Source organism: Cupriavidus taiwanensis (assembly GCF_900250075.1).
Lineage (GTDB): Bacteria > Pseudomonadota > Gammaproteobacteria > Burkholderiales > Burkholderiaceae > Cupriavidus > Cupriavidus taiwanensis_C.
Genome location: NZ_LT977071.1, coordinates 2,655,352 through 2,670,269, shown reverse-complemented (window position 1 = coordinate 2,670,269; position 14,918 = coordinate 2,655,352). Strand labels below are relative to the sequence as shown.

The window sequence follows — 14,918 nt, the reverse complement described above, 5'->3', positions numbered from 1 at the left end:
CGCGCCGCCAGGTGCGCGCGATAGGCCGCCATGTCCTGGATCGGGCGTCGCGCCACGCCGGCGTCGGCGGCCGCCTGGGCCACTGCCGGTGCCAGGCGGGTGATCAGGCGCGGATCGAACGGCGTAGGGATCAGGTAGTCGGGGCCGAATACCAGGGACTTGCCGGGGTAGGCGGCGGCGACTTCGGGCCCGGGCGCCTCTTCGGCCAACGCAGCCAGCGCGTGTACGCAAGCCAGCTTCATCGATTCGGTGATGGTGGTCGCACCGACATCGAGCGCGCCCCGGAAGATGAACGGGAAGCACAGCACGTTGTTGACCTGGTTGGGGTAGTCGGAGCGGCCCGTTGCGATCAGGCAGTCCGGTCGCGCCTGGCGCGCCGCTTCCGGGCGGATTTCAGGTTCGGGGTTGGCCAGGGCCAGGATCAGCGGCTTCTCGCGCATGCCGCGCAGCATGGCAGGCTTGAGCACCCCCGCACTGGAGCAGCCCAGGAACACGTCGGCATCTTCCAGCGCCTCGCCCAGGGCTCGCGCTGCGTAGATGGCAGGTTCCTGCGCGAAGCGGCGCTTGCTGGGATCTAGCGCTTGCCGGTCCGTCAGGATGACGCCGCGCGAATCCAGCACGGCGATGTGCCCGCGCGGCAGCCCAAGGCTGACCAGCAGGTCCAGGCACGCCAGCGCGGCGGCGCCGGCCCCGGAGCACACCAGCCTGACGCGGTCGATCGACTTGCCGGCCACCTTGAGGCCATTCAGGATCGCCGCGGCGGCGATGATGGCGGTGCCATGCTGGTCGTCGTGGAACACCGGGATCTGCATCCGCTGGCGCAGCGCCTGTTCGACGTGGAAGCACTCCGGGGCCTTGATGTCTTCGAGGTTGATGCCGCCGAAGGTCGGCTCCAGCATCGCGATGGCTTCGACGAGCTTGCCAGGGTCCGTCTCCGCCAGCTCCAGGTCGAACACATCGATATCCGCGAACAGCTTGAACAGGCAGGCCTTGCCTTCCATGACGGGCTTGGCGGCGAGCGGCCCGAGGTTGCCCAGTCCGAGCACCGCCGTGCCGTTGGTGATCACGCCGACGAGGTTGTTGCGGGCGGTGTAGTGCCGGGCGTCCAGGGGCTCGGCGTGGATGGCCTCGCAGGCGGCGGCCACGCCAGGCGAGTAGGCCAGCGCCAGGTCGTGCTGGTTGCCGAGGGGTTTGGTCGGCGTGACCGAGATCTTTCCGGGGGTTGGGATGCAGTGGTAGGCGAGGGCGCTTTGCTTGAAGGCGTCGTCCATGGTGGGTTCGGGGAAATTTTGGGCAAAAGGGGGCCACCGCCCGTGATGACGGGCGAGCGGCCGGCACACAATCCGTTGTTGAGGGCTACGCGGCGATGCCGCCGTGCCTGCCGGACCAGCCTGGCGGATCGGCCAGGAAGGCCCGCAATCCGGCCAGGTCGGTGTCGGCGACGTCCCCGCACCCGCTTAGTGCGTCGAGGACCTCGCGCCATGTCGCCAGCGCATGGACGGCTGGCTGCCAGCGCGACAGGACCGCTTGCGTCGGGAAGGTGCCGTAGTCGAACAGGACCAGCAGGTCCCGCACCACGGCGCCGGCCTCAGACAGTGCGGCGCAGAAGACGGCCTTGGACCGTCCCGCTGCCATCATGTCGTCGACCAGCAGCACGCGCTCGCCCGTTCGGATCTCGCCGACGATCTGCGCGCTGGGCCCGATGCCGCGCGCTTCCTTGCGCACGTAGACCATCGGCACGTCGAGCAGCTCGGCCACCCATGCGGCGTACGCGATGCCGCCGGATTCCGCGCCGGCGACCACGTCGATGCCGTCCAGGCGGCCGCGCTCGCGCAGCAGCTGCACCCCGCGCTGCACCAGCGCGCGGCGCAGTGCCGGGTAGGAGATCAGCCGGCGGCAATCGATATAGACCGGGCTGGCCCACCCCGAGGGCAGGCGAAAAGGTTCGTCGCCGCGAAAGCGGACGCAGCCGGCCTCGACCAGCGCGCGGCCGACGGACCCCTGCAGCGTCAGCATGGTTCGATGTTGGGGCATGAGGACGCTCTCGTTCATGGCTTGCCGCCGAGCTTGTCGGCACGCGGCCGGATCAGGGTTTCGGGGCGCAAGGCCTCGTCGAGCGCCTCGGCGGACATCAGGCCGCGTGCCAGCACCACTTCGCGGATGGTGGTGCCCCTGGCATGGGCCTCGGCGGCGACCGAGGTCGCGTTCTTGTAGCCGATCACGGGATTGAGCGCCGTGACCAGCGCGATCGAGCGCTCGATGGTCTCGCGCAGGCGTTCGGGGTTGGCGGTAATGCCGTCGACGCACTTGTGCGCCAGCGTCAGGCAGCCGTTGGTCAGGTGGCGGAAACTGCGGAGCAGGCTGGCGGCAATCACCGGTTCGAAGGCGTTGAGCTGCAACTGGCCGGCCTCGGCGGCAAAGGTGATGGTGGTGTCGTTGCCGAACACTTCGAAGGCGATCTGGTTGACCACCTCCGGAATGACGGGGTTGACCTTGCCCGGCATGATCGACGAGCCCGCCTGCATCGGCGGGAGGTTGATCTCGCCAAAGCCGGCGCGCGGCCCGCTGGACAGCAGCCGCAGGTCGTTGCAGGTCTTGGACAGCTTGACGGCGATGCGCTTGAGCACGCCCGAGATCTGCACGAAGGCACCGCAATCCTGCGTGGCTTCCACCAGGTTGGGCGCGAGGCACAGGTCGATGCCGGTGATGCGGCGCAGCGCGGCCAAGGCCTTCGGCGCGTAGTCGGGGTGCGCGGTGATGCCGGTGCCGATCGCGGTGGCGCCCAGGTTGATCTCGCGGATCAGCAGGGCGGTTTCGCGCAGGCGCGCCATGTCTTCTTCGAGCATGACCGCGTAGGTCGAGAACTCCTGCCCCAGCGTCATCGGCACCGCATCCTGCAACTGGGTGCGGCCGAGCTTGAGCAGGCCGGAGAATTCGTTCGACTTGCGTTCGAACGCCGCGCGCAGGACTTCCATCGCTTCGAGCAGGTGCTCGATGGCAAAGTACGTGGCAATGCGCAATGCCGTCGGATAAACGTCATTGGTGCTCTGCGCCATGTTGACGTGCTCGTTGGGATGCAGGAAACGGTATTCGCCCCTGCCGTGCCCCATGTGCTCGAGCGCCCGGTTGCAGATGACCTCGTTGGCATTCATGTTCGTCGACGTGCCGGCTCCGCCCTGGATCGTGTCGACAATGAACTGGTCGTGCAGCATGCCCTCGCGCACGTCGTGGCAGGCGGCCAGGATGGCGTCGCGCAGGTTTGCGGGCAGCAGGCCAAGTTCGGCATTGGCCTCGGCCGCGGCCTGCTTGACCGAGGCGAGCGCGATGATCAGCTCCGGCCACGACGAGATGGGCGTGCCGCTGATCTGGAAGTTCTCCCAGGCCCGCAGCGTGTGGACGCCGTAGTAGGCGTCGGCCGGCACCTGCCGTTCGCCAAGCAGGTCGGCTTCGGTGCGATAGGTATTGGTCATGGTGATGGGATCCGATTAGGGTTGGCGTGGGCTAGGCCAGCATCCATGGCAGCGTCTCGCCGGCGAGGAACTGGCGGATGCGCCGGCCGTCCGGCAATTCGACGTGCTGCGGCACGTGCATGGGGCTGCGGTGGAACGTGATCGTGTCCTGGTTCGGCGGCATGCCGTAGAAGCGCGCGCCGTTGTCGCTGGCGAAGGCCTCGAAGCGATCCAGGGCATGCTCCTCCTCGAACACGGTCAGGTAGGCCTGCAAGGCGACCGGCGCGCTGAAGATCCCCGCGCAACCGCATGCGGATTGCTTGACTTCGATATCGTGCGGCGCCGAGTCGGTGCCGAGAAAGAATGCCGGCGAGCCCGAGGTCGCGGCACGGCGCAGCGCCAGCCGGTGTCGCTCGCGCTTCAATACCGGCAGGCAGTAGTAGTGCGGCCGGATGCCGCCCGCGAACATGGCGTTGCGGTTGAACATCAGGTGCTGCGGCGTGATGGTGGCGGCCAGCCTGCCGCTGGCGTCGCGCAGGACGAAGTCGGCCGCCTCGGCGGTGGTAATGTGTTCCAGCACCACCTTCAGGCGCGGATAGCGGGCCAGCAGGGGCCGCAGCGTGGCCTGCAGGAACGCTGCTTCCCGATCGAAGACATCGACCGCCGGATCGGTGCTTTCGCCATGGATCAGCAGCGGCATGCCGATGTCCTGCATGACCGCCAGCACGCCCGCAATACGGTCGATCGACGTCACGCCGTACTCGGAATGGGTGGTGGCGCCGGCGGGATACAGCTTTGCGGCGGCAAAGGCACCGGCGTCGAACCCGTCGCGGATCTCCGCCGCAGCAGTGGTGTCGCACAGGTAGCAGGTCATCAGCGGGGTGAAGGCGGATCCCGGCGGCAATGCGCCAACGATACGTTCACGATAGGCGATGGCCGCCTGCGCCGTGGTAACCGGCGGTTTCAGGTTGGGCATCACCACGGCGCGGCCGAACTGGCCGGCGGACGCCGGCAGCACCGCGCGCAGCAGGTCGCCGTCGCGCAGGTGCAGGTGCCAGTCGTCCGGACGGCGGACGGTCAGGGTCTGCACAGTCATGGCTGCCTCCCGGCGCGGATGCTTTCGAGTGCCCGATACATGACTTGGGTGCCGAGCATGAAATCGTCCAGGTCCATCGCTTCGTCGGGGTTGTGCGAGCCGTGCTCGTTGCGCACAAAGAGCATGGCGGTGGGGATGCCGGCATTGGCAAACAGCGCGGCGTCGTGTCCGGCGCCGCTCGGCACCATTTCAGTCGGCAGCCCTGCGCCGGCGCACGCGTCGCGCAGCAGGCCAGACAGCGCCGGGTCCATCGTCGCCGGGGCCGATTCGACACGGCGGTCGAATTCGAAATGCACGCTGCGGTCGCGGCTGATGGCCTTGCACTCCGTGCGCAGCAACTGGTAGAAGCCTTCCAGCGTGTCCACGCTCTTGCTGCGAACCTCGAAGCTGAATTCGACCTTGCCCGGAATCCGTGAAATGGAATGTTCCGCGGCGTCGGTGGACACCACACCCGTGGTCACTACCAGGTCCATGCCGCGCTCGAGCAGCACCTTCCAGTGTTCGTCGAGCCGCGTGATCAGCTCGGCCACGGCGAACATCGCATCCTTGCGCAGCCAGCGCGGCACCGCGCCGGAATGGCCGGGTTCGCCGAGGCAGGTAATGCGGTTGTGCCGGATGTTCCCGCGAATTCCGGGCACCACCGCCAGCGGCAGCTTGCGGGCCACCATTACCGGGCCCTGTTCAATATGCAGTTCCAGGTATGCCGCGGCTGCCGCACGGTCAAACAAGGGCTGTTGTGCCGCAATGGCCTCGACGTCGGCACCGACCGCGGCCATGCAATCGGCAAGTGTCTGGCCCGAACTGCGGTGCTTCAGCGCCAGGTCGTCCGCGCCAAGCTTGCCCAGCGCGGCGCCCGATCCCATATAGGCCTTGCCGAACCACGCGCTTTCCTCGCCCCGGAAGGCGATCACGCGCAGCGGTGCGGCGCCGGACCCGCCTTGCGCCTTGCGTGCGATCAGGCACAGCAGGCCGGCGACGATCCCCGCGAGGCCGTCGAAGTTGCCGCCTTGCGGCACAGAGTCGACATGCGAGCCGACCCACGCGGCCGGTGCACGAGGGTCTTCATCGGGCAGGGCGAACACGAGGTTGGCCGCGCGATCGCTCCGTACGTCCAGCCCGTGCTGCCCGGCAAAGCGCCGCAGGTAGTCGGCCGCGGCCGATTCGCCGGCGCCATAGCTGTCGCGGGTAATGCCGACGCCGTCGAACGTCAGCGCGCCGATGTCGGCGAACAATTGTTCCGCCAGCGGCTTGAGTTCCAGGATATCCATGGACATGTCCGGTTGCTCAGCCCGACTGCTGCGCGAAGCGCAGCCAGCGGTCGCTGAGTTGGCGGTCGAGGATCACCTGCCCGGTCAGGTCGCGGATCGAGGCGATGCCGGCTTGCTCGCAATACGCATCGAGCCCGTCGATGATCTTCTGCATGATGCCGGGATCCCGGAACGAGGCCGTGCCGACCTGGATCGCCGACGCCCCCGCCAGCATGAACTCGATCGCGTCCTCGGCGCTCTGGATGCCGCCGCAGCCGATGATGGGGATGCGCACGGCGCGATAGCACTGGTGCACCAGCCGCAGGGCAATCGGCTTGATCGCCGGCCCGGACAGGCCGCCCATGACATTGCCAAGCTTGGGCTTGCGCGTGCGGATATCGATCGCCATGCCGAGCACGGTGTTGCCCATCACGATCGCATCGGCACCGGCTTCCTCGGCCGCGCGCGCGACCGCGGCGATATTGCCCGCGTTAGGCGTCAGCTTGACCCAGAACGGATGCCGGGTGCGGCGGCGAATCGCGGAGACGGCCTTGTAGGTGGTCTCGGGCAACATGGCAAAGGCCATGCCGTCGGCTTCCAGGTTGGGGCATGAGATATTGGCCTCGATCACGGCGACTTCCGGCAACGACATCTCTTCGCAGGCGGCGCCGAACTCTTCGGCCGTATCGGCGGAAATCGACACGACGACGGGCGTGTCGTATTGCGTATAGGCGGGCAGGACTTCCTGGCGGTAGTAGTCGAGTCCCTTGCTGGGAATGCCGATCGAATTCAGCATCCCGCTGAAGGTTTCCGCCACGCGCGGGGTGGGGTTGCCCGCGCGCGACCTGGGCGAGACGCTCTTGATGACCAGCGCGCCCAGCCGGTTGAGATCCATCGCCTCGCGGTACTCGATGGCGAAGCAGCCGGATGCGGGCATCACGGGGTTGCGCAACGTCAGGTCGCCAACCCGTACAGTCAGATTAGCCAAATTCCACCTCCCCCACCACTTCGCGAATCTTGAAAACGGGACCTTCGCGGCAGACGCGCAGGAACTGCTTGTCGCCATCGCAATCGAACAGCCGCACGCACGACAGGCACACGCCCATGCCGCAGGCCATGCGCTGCTCCATCGCGACCTCGCCCTGGACGCCAGGGTGATCCTCCAGTACCCGCTGGAGCAGCATCAGCAGGCGGTGCGAGCCGCAGGTGTAGACCGCATCGGGACGTTGCGTGTCGATCAGGCGGCGGGCCAGGGCCTCGACCGTCTCGACCGAGGAGGTGCCGTCAGCATCGAACACGGCGTGCACCTCGGCGCTGGCGCCGCGCAGGAACTCTTTTTCCATCAGGTCGGCCGGGCTGCGTGCCGACATGATCGCGGTGATGGCGGTGCCGGCGTCGGCAGCCTGGCGGATCAGCGGCGCCATGGTCGCCAGCCCGACGCCGCGCGCGACCACCAGAATGCGCCGGAACGAGGGCTCGAACGTGAACGTGTTGCCGAGCGGGCCGACGATGTCCAGATGGCCGTCGACCGGGAGCGTGGCCATCGCGCGCGTGCCAATGCCGGTGACGTTGTAGAGGAACTCGATGCGCCCGCTTTCCGGGCCGGCGCCATAGACGCTCATCGGCCGAAGCAGGAAGGGCTGGGCTTCGGCGGTGGCGGGACAGCTGAGCTGATAGAACTGTCCCGGCCGGGTCATCGCCGCGAGCGGGGCCTCCGATTCGAGCCGGATGTACTTGTAGCGCTGGTTGACCCAGGCATGTTCAACGATTCGACAGCGATAGGAGGCTACGGTAGCCGCGGAATCCGCGCTACACACGGTGGCACACATGTTGGTAACTCCTGAGGATGGCGCTGCGCCGGGCGGCGCAGCGGAGCAATGGCTGGTGCGTGGTTCCGGCGTTATTCCAGTTCCACGCCCTTCAGTTCGGGGATCAGGAAGACGGTGGCGATCATGTCGATCACGTAGATGCTCGCGAGCAGTGCGATCGCCAGCTGGAACGAATACGCCGCGGCGATGGCGCCGACTACGATGGGCCCCAGCCCGCCGACGGCGCGCCCGATGTTGAACAGCACGTTCTGTGCGGTGGCCCGTGCCGCGGTCGGGTACGCTTCGGAAATCAGCGCGCCATAGCCGCCGATCATGCCGTTGACGAACATGCCCATGACGGCGCCGGCCCACAGCATGGTCATGGGATCGGACAGCCTGGCATAGGCCAGCACCATTGCCACCGCGCCAGCCTGGAAGATCAGGAAGGTCGGCTTGCGGCCGATGCGGTCGGCCAGGTGGCCAAAGACATAGACGCCGATCATCATGCCGACGATGGTCACCGAGGTCCACAAGGCCGACTTGGTCAGCGAAAAGCCCAGCGCCTTGGACAGGTAGGTGGGCAGCCAGATCATGATGCCGTAGTAGCCGAAGTTCTGGACCGAGCACAGGATCACGATGCCCAGGCTGGTGCGAGCGGTCTTGCCATCCGCGACCAGCAGCCTGAATGCATTGGGCTTCTTCTCCGTGCGTGCGCTGCGCACGAACACTTCGGGCTCATGCAGCCGGTTGCGGATGAACCATGCCACCAGCGCCGGCAGCACGCCTATCACGAACATGCCGCGCCAACCCACCAGCGGCAGCAGCAACGGCGTCAGCAACGCCGCCATCAGCACACCCGATTGCCAGCCCAGCGCGACATAGGACGACACGCGCGCGCGCTTGCTCGCCGGCCACGCCTCGGCGGCCAGCGCCATGCCGATGCCGAACTCGCCGCCGAGCCCGATGCCGGCAATGGTCCGGTAGACCAGCAGGTCCCAGAAGCCCTGGGCCAGGGCACACATGCCCGTAAATACCGCAAACAAGACGATGGTCCACGTCAGCACCCTGACGCGGCCATAGCGGTCGCTCAACGCACCAAAAATGATTCCGCCGGCCACGGCCCCGACCAGCGTCCACGTGACCAGCGCACCGGACTGGCCGGTGGTCAGCAGAAGCGAGGCACTGATCGCCGGCAGCATGAAGCCCAGGATCAGAAGGTCGAACCCGTCCATGGCGTAGCCGATGGCGGAGCCGGCCAGGGCTTTCCACGCGTACGGCGATGTCGGCGCCTCCGTCGCGGCGACCGGTTGGGTGAGGGGCTGGCTTGTCATGCTGTCTCCATTTTTAGACTGAATAGGTCTTAAAAATCACTGCATCGCTTCCCTCGTGACCTATGGCCCAAAGGAACTGCGTGGCATCAATGAAAATCTATTTTTTTAGACTATGCGGCCTTCCGCGGCATGGCAAGCGTTATTCTGGTGTTTCCGGGTTTATCCCTACCCGCTGTGGCGACGGGATGTGCGCCGCGCCGGCACCATGCTATAGTGACATCAATCTAATTATTGAGACAGACATGGAACGTCGCGCCACCGGTACCGGCGGGATCGATTTCGAGGCACTGGGCGCGCGGCTGCGTGCCTACCGGCTGGGCGCGCAACTGCGGGCCGAGCAGATTGCCGAGGTGCTTGGGATTTCCCGCGCAGCGGTCTATCGCATGGAGAAGGGCGAGATCGTCAAGATCGAGACGCTCGAGCGCCTGGCCGGCATCCTCGATACCTCGCTGGAATCGCTGCTCGGCGCGGGCACGGAATACTACCCGTCAGCCATCGCCTACATCGAACGCATGCGCCAGCTCGAGCAGGGCGCCACCCGGATCCTTGCGCACTTCGAGCCGATTTCGTTCCTGCTGACCTCGCCGGACTATGACCGCTATCTCGAGCAGATGCTCAGGGAGAGCGGCGACAACGACGACGGCCGCATCCAGGCCGTCATGGCCTTGCTGCGCGAGCGCAAGGAATCGTATGCCTCGCACCCGGCGCCGATCCTGAGCCTGATCGGGCTGCGCGAGCTTGAACGCTTTGTCCATTTCGGGCTGGTCGGCCGGATGGACCTGCCCCCCGCGACGCGCATGGAGCGATCGCTGGCGGCGCGCGCGGAAGTGGAGCGCATCGCGGTGTTGTTGGAACAGCAGCATGCGGGAATGCGGATCGGCATCGTTAACGAGAGCATGCCGAATGCCACGTTCCAGATCTTCGAGCGGCCGACCGGCTCTTATGTGGCCATCAGTCCGTTCCGCTTCGGCGAATTTCCCAATATTTCGGCGGGCATCGCCTCGGTGACGGCCGCGCCGGAAGCGGTATCGCTTTACACAAACATGGTCGAGGCACTCTGGCAACGCGCCTACAAGGGCCCCGATGGTGCCGGACTGTTGCGGCGCATGCTGCAGCAGGTCTGAGCGGTTCGTTTTTTTCCCCTGAGAGACTATCCATGGACTTCAAGACGGTTACAGAGCAGTTTGCCAGCAGCGTGCCGGGGACGGACGCATTCCTCAAGGTCAAGGAGCAATCGCTGGCCCTGATGTCCGCCGATCCGGACCACGCCGCCGCGTACTTCCTGGTCTACGGGTTTGCGCGGTCGTATGTGATCCTGCATGACGACGAGGGGATTACCACCGATGTGGCCAATGCCGCCCAGGCGCAGTTGCTGGGCTATATGCGCTCGATCGAGCAGTCGCTTAGCGGCGGGGAACGGGAGCTGCTGGGCGCGATGAACCGGATCGTCCTCGACTATGATGGCCGGCGCCAGCTCTTTTGAGTTGGCCGGATGGGAGCGACCTATCGATAGTCCCCCAGCACCGTGGCCCGCGTGAACTCCTCGATATTGTCCAGCAGCGCGTCGAGCGCGGTGCCGGCGCCATCGACCTCGCCGCGCGCGATGGCCGAGGCCACCGCGGCGTGCAGCTTCGACATGGTGGGCAGGTCCGCGGCTTCCTTGTAGTGGAGATACCAGAACCGCCGCGACAGGCCATGCATCAGCCGCATGGCGCCCTCGGCAAATTCATTGCGCGCCGCCACCAGGCAAAGTTCGTTGAATTCACGATCGGCGCGGACGAAGGCGACATCGTCGCCGTTGCGTGAGGACTGTTCGAACTCCCTGGCCAGCCGCTTGAAATGATCGCGCTGCTCGGGCGTCGCGCGCCGCGCGGCGCTGCGGCAGATCAGGCGTTCCACCTCGCGGCGGGTCTCGAGCAGGCGCAGTTGCCTGCCGACGTCGATCGGCGCGATCAGCAAGCCGCGCTGCGGCAGCACCATGATCAGGTGCTCGCGCGCCAGCCGCTGGATCGCTTCGCGAATGGGCGTGCGCCCGATGCCGGTCATTTCGCTCAGCTGCAGCTCGGACACCGAGCTGCCCGGCGCTAGCTGCAGCGTCACGATCGCTTCCTCGATCTGCTCGTAGGCCAGGTCGGTCAGCTTGCCGCGCTGGCTGGCCGTCTCTTCAGGCTCTGGTGCAGCGGCGGCGCGCGGGCGGGTAGCGGTTTTTGCGTTCATGGCCAAGGGTTTGGGAACTCGGAAGCCCATTGTATATGAGCCATACGCAGCTTCTGTACACAGGTGTCCGCAGGCTTGCGCATGCCCTGCTTTCTGCTATTATCCTACTAATATATTAGATGTGTGCGGAGGTGGCATGGTGGACGATGACGTACTGGTCGTAGGGCAGGGGCCTGTGACGGTGGTTGCCATGCATGGCATCCAGGGCACGCGCGACGCGTGGATGCCGTTGGCGCAACAGCTGGCCGAGCGCTGTACCTTCGTCCTGCCCAACCTGCCGGGGCGCGGCAAGGCGATGCCACCGGCCGATGCACAGGCTTGCTCGCTCGATGCCGGTGCCGAAGTGCTGCGCCGCACGCTCTGCCAGTTCGTGCGGGGCCCCTTCGTGCTGGCTGGATGGAGCCTGGGCGTATCGGTGGCGCTGGCTTATCTTGCCGGTGCACGCAACAACCCGAAACAGCCGATGCCTGCAGAGCTTTTGCTGATTTCCGGCACGCCGCGGCTGAACGCGGTGCAATGGTTCGATGCCGCGACCAGCGAAGCATTGCTGGAAGCCATTGCCATGCGCGAACGGCGGCTGGGGCTGCGCGAGGCAGCGGACCATCGCACCGTGGCGTGGACCTGGCAGTCGATCCGCCACACCGACCAGCGTGCCGCGCTGGCACAGATACATTGCCGGACGCTGGTCATCCACGGCAGCGAAGACGACGATTGTCCGCTCGCCCACGGCGAGATGCTGGCCAACGGCATTGCCGACGCCGAACTGCTCGTGCTCCAGGGCGCCGGCCATGGCGTGCTGACGCAACGCATGCGGGAGATCGCCCGCCATCTGCGTGCACGCTGGCCGGCGCAGCTGGCATAGCGCCCGACCAGCCGAAATCCCCCCAATGGAGACAGCATGAGAGTGGAAGACCTCGTATATTTCTGCGCGCCGGCGCGGCTGGTCATGGGCGCTGGATGCCGTACGCAGCTGCCTGCGCTGTTGCGCCGGCTCGGCTATCGCCGTGGCCTGCTGGTGACGGACACGTTCTTCACCGGTGGCACACCGTGGGTGGATGAACTCGTCGCCGGCGCCCGCGCGCACGGCGTCGAGCTGCTGGTCTATGACGGCGGCATGCCCGATCCCACCACCACGCTGTGCGATGCGGCCACGGCGGCCGTGCGGGAGCGGCTCGGCGGCGCACCGCTCGACCATGTCATCGCACTGGGCGGCGGCAGCAATATCGACCTGGCCAAGGCGCTGTGCCTGACCCTGCCTGGCGGCAAGCCCGTGCGCGCCTTCCTTGGCAGCATCGACGCCGGCACTCCGATCCTGCCGCTGGTCGCGATGCCGACCACGGCCGGCACGGGCTCGGAGGCGACACCCGGAGCGATCCTGGTCGATCCGGACAACGCGACCAAGGTGGCGGTCATGGATAACCGGCTGCGCCCGGCCGTGGCGCTGGTCGACCCCGAATTCACCTACACCTGTCCGCCGCGGGTTACCGCGGATGCCGGCATCGACGCGCTGACCCATGCGATCGAGTCCTGCCTGACGCTCGATTCCGCCAGCTTTGACCGCGGCGGCGAAGCGGACCCCGGCTACAGCGGCCGCAATGCGCTGACGATGCTGTTCGCGCACGAATCGATCCGCCTGTGCGGCCGGTACCTGTTGCGCAGCTACCAGGACGGCACTGACCGCGAAGCGCGCATCGGCATGAGCTACGCCAGCGTCTATGCGGCGCTGTCATATGGCAGCGCGGGACTCAACGCCGTGCATGGCATTGCCTACGCGGTCGCGGGCCTGACGCACCTGTCGCATGGCACCACCAACGCGGTGATGCTGCCGTACGTGCTCGATGCGCTGGCCGACGTGCGCCGCGAGGAATTGCTGGCGATTGCCCGCCTGCTGGACGTCTCCGACTGCGATCCGGATATCGCCGTGGCACGCGTGCCCGGCGTGGCGCGCGAACTGGTGGCAGCCGTTGGCTTGCCGACAACGCTCCAGGCTTGCGGTATCGGGCAGGGCGACATCGATGCGCTGGTGCGCGATGCACTGGCTGTCACGCGCCTGGCCAAGGCCTTCCCCGTGCCCGACGTGCCCGCGCGCTATGCCGCCATCGTCCGCAATGCGTGGGCGGGCACGCTCTCGGCTGAAACGCACGCTCCGGCGCAGCGGCGCCGCGTGGCGTAGTGCGCTGACAGGGGATTTATCCGGCGCTTTCCTCGCTCGTGCCGCCAGCGGCTGCCTGGCCCTGGCGGTAAACCATTACTTGCACATCAGAAATGTGCAACTAATATATTACAAAGCGCGCCACCACAGAGCGCGTCTCATTGACACAGGAGACAACCATGGACATGTCTGCAGGCGCCCTCAGGCTGGAGGCCGGTATCGCGGCGCGGCTGGAACGATTGCCGATGACCGGCTACCAGCGCTCGCTGTTCGGCATCATCGCCACGGCGTGGTTTTTCGATTCGATGGATCTGGGCCTGATGACCTTCGTGCTGGGCTCGATCAAGGCGGAGTTCGGCCTGAGCGCGGCGCAGGCCGGCCTGCTGGCCAGTTCCAGCTTCCTCGGCATGTTTTTGGGCGCGGCCATCGCCGGCCTGCTGGCTGATCGCTTCGGCCGCAAGCCGGTGTTCCAGGTCAGCATGATCTTCTGGGGCGTGGGCAGCCTGATGTGCGGGCTGGCGGACAGCGTGACCTCGCTGATGATCTATCGCGTGCTGCTCGGGTTCGGCATGGGCATGGAGTTTCCGATCGGCCTGTCGATGGTGTCGGAAATCGTGCCCGCGAAGAGCCGCGGCAAGTATGTCGCGATCCTGGAGGGTTTCTGGCCGATCGGCTTTATCGCGGCCGGCGCGCTGACCTACCTGCTGCTGCCGGTGATCGGCTGGCGCGGCATCTTTATCGCGCTGGCGGTGCCGGCGGTGTTCGTGTTCGTGGTGCGCCGCATGGTGCCGGAGTCGCCGCGCTGGCTGGAAGACGTGGGCCGCAAGTCGGAGGCCGATACGGTGATGGCCGGCATCGAGCAGCGCGTGGAACGCGCCTCGGGCCGTCCGCTGCCGGCGGTGTCCGCCACCTTCGGCGGCGCGCAGGCGCCGAGCCGCAAGGCGCGCTTCATGGAGCTGTGGAGCGGCCCCTATGCGCGCCGCACCATCATGCTGTGGTCGGTCTGGTTCTTTGCGCTGCTCGGCTACTACGGCCTGACCACGTGGCTCGGTGCGCTGCTGCAGCAGGCCGGCTATGCCGTGACCAAGTCCGTGCTCTACACGGTCTATATCTCGCTGGCCGGCATTCCCGGTTTCATCTTCTCGGCATGGCTGCTGGAAAAGTGGGGCCGCAAGCCGACCTGCGCGCTGATGCTGATCGGCAGCGCCGTGGCCGCATATGCCTATGGCCAGGCGGCGGTGCACCGGCTGCCGGTGGAGCAGTTGATCGCCGCGGGTTTGTGCATGCAGTTCTTCCTGTTCGGCATGTGGTCGGTGCTCTATGCCTATACGCCGGAGTTGTATCCCACGCGTTCGCGCGCGACCGGGTCCGGCTTTGCTTCGTCGATCGGCCGCATCGGCTCGCTGGCGGGCCCCTACCTGGTCGGCGTGCTGCTGCCGGTGGCGGGGCAGGGCGGTGTCTTCACGCTCGGCGCCTTGTCCTTTGCGGTGGCGGCGGCGGTGGTCCTGCTGCTTGGGGTTGAAACCCGCGGCAAGGCGCTGGAAGAAGTCTCGCATTGACGGTTCGCCGCGCGGCGTCCCGCCGCGCCTGCATTGGCGCCCCTGGCCACCAGGGGCAT

Annotated in this window: 13 protein-coding genes and 1 pseudogene; 5 read left to right on the top strand and 9 right to left on the bottom strand. The window is 66.7% G+C overall.

Annotated features, from left to right (window positions below; all coding sequences use genetic code 11):
* Positions 1 to 8: 8 nt before the first annotated feature.
* The 8 genes and pseudogenes from CBM2588_RS28330 to CBM2588_RS28295 all read right to left on the bottom strand — a co-directional run.
* A pseudogene (locus CBM2588_RS28330) lies at positions 9 to 1,271 on the bottom strand (malic enzyme-like NAD(P)-binding protein); the annotation flags it as partial.
* A gap of 85 nt (positions 1,272 to 1,356) precedes the next feature.
* Positions 1,357 to 2,034: an orotate phosphoribosyltransferase gene (locus CBM2588_RS28325; RefSeq protein ID WP_172583682.1), complete on the bottom strand. Its 678-nt coding sequence runs from the start codon at positions 2,032 to 2,034 to the stop codon at positions 1,357 to 1,359.
* Positions 2,035 to 2,048: 14 nt separating this feature from the next.
* Positions 2,049 to 3,470 carry an aspartate ammonia-lyase gene (gene aspA, locus CBM2588_RS28320; RefSeq protein ID WP_115683546.1) on the bottom strand — a complete coding sequence of 474 codons (1,422 nt, stop codon included), beginning with the start codon at positions 3,468 to 3,470 and terminating at the stop codon, positions 2,049 to 2,051.
* Between the two features lie 31 nt (positions 3,471 to 3,501).
* Positions 3,502 to 4,545 carry a dihydroorotase gene (pyrC, locus tag CBM2588_RS28315; protein WP_115683545.1) on the bottom strand — a complete coding sequence of 348 codons (1,044 nt, stop codon included), beginning with the start codon at positions 4,543 to 4,545 and terminating at the stop codon, positions 3,502 to 3,504.
* On the bottom strand, positions 4,542 to 5,813 hold the full coding sequence (locus CBM2588_RS28310; protein WP_115683774.1) for a hydantoinase/carbamoylase family amidase: 1,272 nt from the start codon (positions 5,811 to 5,813) through the stop codon (positions 4,542 to 4,544). The genes pyrC and CBM2588_RS28310 overlap by 4 nt, the downstream gene beginning before the upstream one ends.
* A gap of 16 nt (positions 5,814 to 5,829) precedes the next feature.
* Positions 5,830 to 6,780 (bottom strand): dihydroorotate dehydrogenase, encoded by a 951-nt coding sequence (locus CBM2588_RS28305; RefSeq protein ID WP_115683544.1) that lies wholly within the window; start codon positions 6,778 to 6,780, stop codon positions 5,830 to 5,832.
* Entirely contained in the window at positions 6,773 to 7,621 is an 849-nt protein-coding gene (locus tag CBM2588_RS28300; RefSeq protein ID WP_115683543.1) for a dihydroorotate dehydrogenase electron transfer subunit, read from the bottom strand. The genes CBM2588_RS28305 and CBM2588_RS28300 overlap by 8 nt, the downstream gene beginning before the upstream one ends.
* A 71-nt stretch (positions 7,622 to 7,692) precedes the next feature.
* Positions 7,693 to 8,931 (bottom strand): MFS transporter, encoded by a 1,239-nt coding sequence (locus tag CBM2588_RS28295; protein ID WP_115683542.1) that lies wholly within the window; start codon positions 8,929 to 8,931, stop codon positions 7,693 to 7,695.
* Between the two features lie 89 nt (positions 8,932 to 9,020).
* On the opposite strand from CBM2588_RS28295, the gene CBM2588_RS28290 reads away from it, so the two are divergent.
* Both CBM2588_RS28290 and CBM2588_RS28285 read left to right on the top strand, forming a co-directional pair.
* On the top strand, positions 9,021 to 10,055 hold the full coding sequence (locus CBM2588_RS28290) for a helix-turn-helix domain-containing protein (protein WP_306437256.1): 1,035 nt from the start codon (positions 9,021 to 9,023) through the stop codon (positions 10,053 to 10,055).
* 32 nt (positions 10,056 to 10,087) lie between these two features.
* Entirely contained in the window at positions 10,088 to 10,414 is a 327-nt protein-coding gene (locus CBM2588_RS28285; protein WP_115683540.1) for a hypothetical protein, read from the top strand.
* Between the two features lie 20 nt (positions 10,415 to 10,434).
* Here CBM2588_RS28285 and CBM2588_RS28280 read toward each other — a convergent pair whose 3' ends face one another.
* A complete protein-coding gene (locus CBM2588_RS28280) occupies positions 10,435 to 11,148 on the bottom strand; it encodes a GntR family transcriptional regulator (protein ID WP_115683539.1) in 714 nt (237 codons plus the stop codon).
* Positions 11,149 to 11,284: 136 nt separating this feature from the next.
* On the opposite strand from CBM2588_RS28280, the gene CBM2588_RS28275 reads away from it, so the two are divergent.
* From CBM2588_RS28275 to CBM2588_RS28265, 3 genes are all read left to right on the top strand, one after another.
* Positions 11,285 to 12,010 carry an alpha/beta fold hydrolase gene (locus tag CBM2588_RS28275; RefSeq protein ID WP_115683538.1) on the top strand — a complete coding sequence of 242 codons (726 nt, stop codon included), beginning with the start codon at positions 11,285 to 11,287 and terminating at the stop codon, positions 12,008 to 12,010.
* Between the two features lie 36 nt (positions 12,011 to 12,046).
* Entirely contained in the window at positions 12,047 to 13,321 is a 1,275-nt protein-coding gene (locus CBM2588_RS28270; RefSeq protein WP_115683537.1) for an iron-containing alcohol dehydrogenase, read from the top strand.
* Between the two features lie 158 nt (positions 13,322 to 13,479).
* Complete coding sequence (locus CBM2588_RS28265) at positions 13,480 to 14,859, top strand: MFS transporter (RefSeq protein WP_115683536.1); 1,380 nt, start codon at positions 13,480 to 13,482, stop codon at positions 14,857 to 14,859.
* Positions 14,860 to 14,918: the final 59 nt, after the last annotated feature.

What these genes read in the sequence shown, in the direction of transcription:
- CBM2588_RS28325 (WP_172583682.1), bottom strand. Translation starts at nt 2,034, where the DNA reads ATGCCCCAACATCGAACCATGCTGACGCTGCAGGGGTCCGTCGGCCGC.
- aspA (WP_115683546.1), bottom strand. Translation starts at nt 3,470, where the DNA reads ATGACCAATACCTATCGCACCGAAGCCGACCTGCTTGGCGAACGGCAG.
- pyrC (WP_115683545.1), bottom strand. Translation starts at nt 4,545, where the DNA reads ATGACTGTGCAGACCCTGACCGTCCGCCGTCCGGACGACTGGCACCTG.
- CBM2588_RS28310 (WP_115683774.1), bottom strand. Translation starts at nt 5,813, where the DNA reads ATGGATATCCTGGAACTCAAGCCGCTGGCGGAACAATTGTTCGCCGAC.
- CBM2588_RS28300 (WP_115683543.1), bottom strand. Translation starts at nt 7,621, where the DNA reads ATGTGTGCCACCGTGTGTAGCGCGGATTCCGCGGCTACCGTAGCCTCC.
- CBM2588_RS28295 (WP_115683542.1), bottom strand. Translation starts at nt 8,931, where the DNA reads ATGACAAGCCAGCCCCTCACCCAACCGGTCGCCGCGACGGAGGCGCCG.
- CBM2588_RS28290 (WP_306437256.1), top strand. Translation starts at nt 9,021, where the DNA reads ATGAAAATCTATTTTTTTAGACTATGCGGCCTTCCGCGGCATGGCAAG.
- CBM2588_RS28285 (WP_115683540.1), top strand. Translation starts at nt 10,088, where the DNA reads ATGGACTTCAAGACGGTTACAGAGCAGTTTGCCAGCAGCGTGCCGGGG.
- CBM2588_RS28280 (WP_115683539.1), bottom strand. Translation starts at nt 11,148, where the DNA reads ATGAACGCAAAAACCGCTACCCGCCCGCGCGCCGCCGCTGCACCAGAG.
- CBM2588_RS28275 (WP_115683538.1), top strand. Translation starts at nt 11,285, where the DNA reads ATGGTGGACGATGACGTACTGGTCGTAGGGCAGGGGCCTGTGACGGTG.
- CBM2588_RS28270 (WP_115683537.1), top strand. Translation starts at nt 12,047, where the DNA reads ATGAGAGTGGAAGACCTCGTATATTTCTGCGCGCCGGCGCGGCTGGTC.
- CBM2588_RS28265 (WP_115683536.1), top strand. Translation starts at nt 13,480, where the DNA reads ATGGACATGTCTGCAGGCGCCCTCAGGCTGGAGGCCGGTATCGCGGCG.